General features: G+C 29.2%; 1 protein-coding gene and 1 pseudogene. Both read right to left on the bottom strand.

Features of this window, described 5'->3' with window-relative positions; genetic code table 11:
- Positions 1 to 276 precede the first annotated feature (276 nt).
- Positions 277 to 3039 (bottom strand): hypothetical protein, encoded by a 2763-nt coding sequence (locus tag ES677_RS14905; RefSeq protein ID WP_211357899.1) that lies wholly within the window; start codon positions 3037 to 3039, stop codon positions 277 to 279.
- A pseudogene (locus tag ES677_RS15970) lies at positions 3036 to 3155 on the bottom strand (IS30 family transposase); the annotation flags it as partial. The pseudogene ES677_RS15970 and the gene ES677_RS14905, both read right to left, overlap by 4 nt.

The following is a 3155-nucleotide window of genomic DNA, read 5'->3' as shown; positions in this document are numbered from 1 at the left end:
ACCGATGATAGATTACATAAACAAAATACAAACTTCGATTTGGTGAACCGCCGTATACGAGACCCGTACGTACGGTGGTGTGAGAGGCGCACTGGCAATCATTCGATTGTCAGCCGTCTACTCGATTGTGCATAGTGCTTTTCACGTTCAGCTTGGTTTTCCGATGTTTATTATTTAGTTCGGAAGTGAGCGTTGGCAAGACATACTCTTTTGCAATTTTTGGTGTAGCGTTGGCTGGTGCGAATTGCAAATGTGTATGGCTTTGAGCGTTGGCTTTTAATATCCTTTTCTTAAAAATTTCCGCTCTCTTTCCCCATCTCCACTTTGTAAACAGTATTCAATTTGTTTGTTAATGTAATTCTTGATTGGAATTAGTTTTATTCCTAAAGTAGATTTATTTGCAATTGATAGTAGATTTCTCCATTCAGAAGCTTGTATGTCTCCAATAATAACATCTCCTGAATATGTTCCTCCATTTCCTCTCCACATTAGTTTTCCGAAAATCTCTTTATCTTGATTTAATGAAATAAACAACAAAAATATTTCTTCAAATAATTCTTTTCTTGAATGTCGTATCAAGTCTACAATGATTTGCATTTTTTTATAATCTTGATTATTATCAATGACGTATTTTCTAATAAAATCATCAGCCCTTTTTTTCAGTTCTTCTTCCTTTGGATTTCTAAAGAAAACATTACAATAATGCTCCAAAATGCCAAAATACAAGTCTTTTTCAATTATTAAATCGAATACTTGGATTAACGTCTCTTCAATGTTTTCTATACTCCAAACATAGCTCATATCACTATGGTCTCCTCCAAGACTATGTCTGTCAGTTGCAGAATATAAACTCTCAACAAACTCTATTAAGAAGTCTTTATCAATTTTCAATATTTCTATAAACCCTTTTCCTTCGTAGTCAAAATGATTTTGAATCAAGTTTTGTTGGATGTAAGCTTTTTTTATCAACTCTATATCGTCTCCAAGATTTTTAAAATGCTTACTAAAAAAATCCATCCAAACTTGTAATCGTGTATTTTCTATTTCGTTTTTATCGGTAATAGTTCTTAAAATTATTTGAAACAAGTTTGGTTCTACTGTTAAGAAACGTTCAAGTCTGTCAAAATGAATAGTATTAGGATTACTCATCTTTGTTATTGTATTCACTAACGATAAAGCAAACTCTTTGTTTATTAGAGTATCATCTATATAATCATAGAATGATAATTCCCAAAGTTCTTTTAAGTCAAACTCTTTTGTTTGAATAATTCCCCAAATTTGATTTGCCTTATTATCTGTTTTTAATTGATTTCTAAAAATATTTCTTGGGATATATTTTATTTCATTTCCTTTTTCTATGACTTTATTGAGTAAAGCAAGTCCAATATCAAAGTCTCTTGAGCAATTCTCATCAATAACAAAATCGAGTGTATTATTATAGTTCCAATTATTCTCTGCTGAATTTTTTAATAAAATAAAAGTGTCGTAAAATTCATTGATTTCCTTAATATTGGTCAATATGAAAGAAGTTCTTATTTCAGCCTCTTTTAATCTCTCATACTCTCGAAAATCATCAAATTCATACATTTCTTTATCTCTAAACCTATCCCAATCTATTTTCAGGAATGTCAAGTAAGTTTCGTTAACAAACCTATTTGAGAAATTTGAGAATTCTGGTAAATCAAAATCGTGTCTTTTGAACCACCTGATTTGGTCTTGAACATATTTACAATGTTCAAAATTTTCATTCTTTAAATGATTATCAATTATATTTAGAACAAAAGGAATGTCGAATTCCATTATCTCATTGTTTACGTCTGGATGAACTCGCGAATAATTTTTTAATAATCTGAAAGCCATTTCTGGACGAGATGTAAAACTATCATCTAATGTGTCCCATATTTTTGTTCTAAATTCCTGAATAGTTTTATTGTTTGGAACTGGATATTGATAGTGAACAAAACTATTATTTCTACCACCTTTAAATTGCTGAAATTTATACGACAAGAAAGTTTTTGAAAGTTCATAAAATGATGTAGAAAGTAATTCGTCATTGTTGTTTACACCACCAATTAATATGTCAAAAAGAGTCTTTTGTCTATAAAAATCGTATTGTTCATCATCTCTATCGAAAATCAATAATTCTCTTATTTTGTGAATAAGTTCTGGTAATTTTTCAGGTTTTCGAGTCACATATTCGAACAATAATTCAATTGAATCTTTAAGGTATTTACTGTTAAGGCGAAAAAAATTACCTAATAATTCAATTAGATTATCCTTATTATAATTGAATTGATTGTTTTCGTATGAAGTATCAAATTTAGCTTGTTCTACTTTCGGAAATGTTTCTATTTGCTGATATGTGAACTCTAAAGTCTGGTCTTGTAAATAGAACCAAAATGAACTAAGAAAATTAAAAGATTTGTCTTTGTCTACTTGAATGATGTTCCAATAATTAACTAAGTCTGGTTTGATTTTGTCCATTACATTTTGTGGACCAAATGTGTTATTAGCAGGAACAATACTGTCTGTAAATCTATTTTGATAATTTTCAAAATAGTTGTTCAATAGAATTTGAAATGAAATTAAGTTGTCTTTTATAAATGCTTTGTAAAAGAAAAAAGTAGCAAGATTTTGTTCAGGAACTTTTACGTGTTCAAATTGAATTTCTGCTAATTCCAATTTGTCAAGCTTATCAATTGTATCTATAAAGTCATTGTATGATATTCCAAATTTTTTAAGAATTGATTCCGTGATTTCTTTATTCTTATATGGAATAGTATAAAAGAAAGCAATAATACCAAGACATTTAATGATTAAGGGATTTTCAAACTCGCCATCATCTTTGATGAACGTTGAAAAATACTTTTCAAATAAATCGGAAACATTGTGTAAAGCATATAAGTTTTGTTCCTTTTTTGCTAAAAGAGAAGTCATTATCGCTAATCTTGGGTTTCCATCAGAGATTCGAACTATTTCTTTGTGATAATCAGGATTTAAAATTTCAAAAGGCTCAGATTTTATTATGGCTGAGTTCAACCCATAAGTGCAACACACTTATTATTTAGGACTTCAATAGGGTTATTATAATTAAACTTTCTAATTGGTCTGTAATTTAGCAATTTTTCTACTTCTTTTATTCTCTTGACTGAGAC

Source organism: Bizionia gelidisalsuginis (assembly GCF_008086185.1).
Classification (GTDB): Bacteria; Bacteroidota; Bacteroidia; order Flavobacteriales; family Flavobacteriaceae; genus Bizionia; species Bizionia saleffrena.
This window is presented reverse-complemented; position numbering and strand designations above follow the sequence as displayed.